Raw genomic sequence first — 1,575 nt, 5'->3', positions numbered from 1 at the left:
CCTACAGCGACAGGCGATTTGGCGGCCACGCCAAATCTGCCGAGAGCTTAGTTAGCATCCGCTAATGTTCGAACGGAAAAGGCCGCCGCAAGGTGGCCTTTTTCTTTTTAAGAGCGGGTCTTGCGAGCTATGTTTCTATCTATACTATTATCCCAAACGTACGCTCACGCAAAAAGTGCTTAGCATGATATATCTATTTGTTATCGCTGTTGTTTCGACCTTATTTTCAATATTTGCTATCGTTGAGCCGGCTTGGTCCGACGCCCTTCTCATTTCCATTCCATCAGCTTTAGCGGGGTGGTTTCTTTTTCTTCGCTTGTTTGCGGGGAAATCCAGGCAAGCAAGTAAAGAAAAATGGGCAATAGTTGATGGTTCGAATGTGATGTACTGGCGTACAGAGAATCCTGAATTCCAACCGCTTTTGCAGTTGGTCGAATTTTTGATCGACCAGGGCAGGATGCCAATTGTGATGTTTGATGCGAATGCCGGTTATTTGTTAGAGGGTCGATATTTACATAACAACTTCTTTGAGAAACGATTGCGCCTCCCCCGGGGACATGTGGTTGTTGTTCCAAAGGGCCAACCAGCAGACCCACATATTCTACGTGCAGCAAGAAATCGCGATGCCATCGTGGTGTCGAATGATCGTTATCGAGATTGGGCGGACGAGTTTTCAGAAATTCACACGCCCGGTTTTCTAGTTCGCGGAGGGTATAGCGCAGATAATCTTTGGTTGAGCTCCGATCTGGAGAAAACATGAGGCTTCGCGTTGATCAATCTGCCGATGCAGTAGCAGTCGATGTCTTTTTTGGACATTTTGTGCTGTTGAATGCGGCGCTTTCTGCAGGCCCAAGTTTTTGACTGGGCTTTTGCTCACCAAAGGCAACTTGCGCATTTTGTCAACCTGTAGCGGCACGATCCAGTTTACTATCCTCGCATGATGTTGAATGGCGCGAGAAGATAACCATCCGAGTTTGTGGTATTTGGCTATGTCGTGTCATATGCGTTGGCGGGTGTGGCCGCGAGTATTTCCCTCATCGAGTGTCGACAGGGATGTTTCGGTCGTTCTTGGATTCTGGTCGACCAAGCGGGCCACAGAAACCGATGCCTTGGTCTGAAGTCTACCAACATCTAGAATGGTTGGACTTTGATCGCCGTTTTCAGACAGCCCTATCTTGTACATCGTTGTCGTAGCACTCCCGCGCAGCGTCGATTGCTGGAAGGTTCTCAAGCGCCCAGTATCCAAGCGCTCTAACGGGGTCTTGGAATGACAATCCCATAGCTGTTAAGTTGTACTCTACTTTCGGCGGGATCGTGGGGTGATACGTGCGGTTGACAAGGCCATCGCGCTCAAGCTCGCGCAGCGTTCGACTCAGCATCCGCTGCGATATCCCAAGATGGCGCTTTAGCTCGTTAAAACGCAGCGTTCCGTATTGTGACAGTGAGATTACGATTAGGGCCTGTTAACACTATTACTTAGTGCTATTTGATGCTAGGTATCTGTTATGAATGAGATAACAGAAAATCAATACGCGCTGATCCAGCCCTACTTGCCAGTCCAGCGCGGGAATGTGC

General features: G+C 48.8%; 2 protein-coding genes. One reads left to right on the top strand and one right to left on the bottom strand.

The window, feature by feature from the left end:
- The first annotated feature begins 184 nt into the window (after positions 1–184).
- Positions 185–760 (top strand): NYN domain-containing protein, encoded by a 576-nt coding sequence (locus V6N04_RS18950; protein WP_371171733.1) that lies wholly within the window; start codon positions 185–187, stop codon positions 758–760.
- Between the two features lie 400 nt (positions 761–1,160).
- Here the strand turns inward: V6N04_RS18950 and V6N04_RS18945 are convergent, their stop codons facing one another.
- Positions 1,161–1,454: a winged helix-turn-helix transcriptional regulator gene (locus V6N04_RS18945; RefSeq protein WP_371171734.1), complete on the bottom strand. Its 294-nt coding sequence runs from the start codon at positions 1,452–1,454 to the stop codon at positions 1,161–1,163.
- Positions 1,455–1,575 lie beyond the last annotated feature (121 nt).

The sequence above is a fragment of the Aliiroseovarius conchicola genome, from assembly GCF_041403445.1.
GTDB classification, from domain to species: Bacteria; Pseudomonadota; Alphaproteobacteria; order Rhodobacterales; family Rhodobacteraceae; genus Aliiroseovarius; species Aliiroseovarius conchicola.
The sequence above is the reverse complement of the archived record's forward strand: the minus strand, read 5'-3'. Positions and strand labels throughout refer to the sequence as shown.

Coding starts and splice junctions, on each gene's coding strand:
- V6N04_RS18950 (WP_371171733.1), top strand. CDS start 185: ATGATATATCTATTTGTTATCGCTGTTGTTTCGACCTTATTTTCAATA.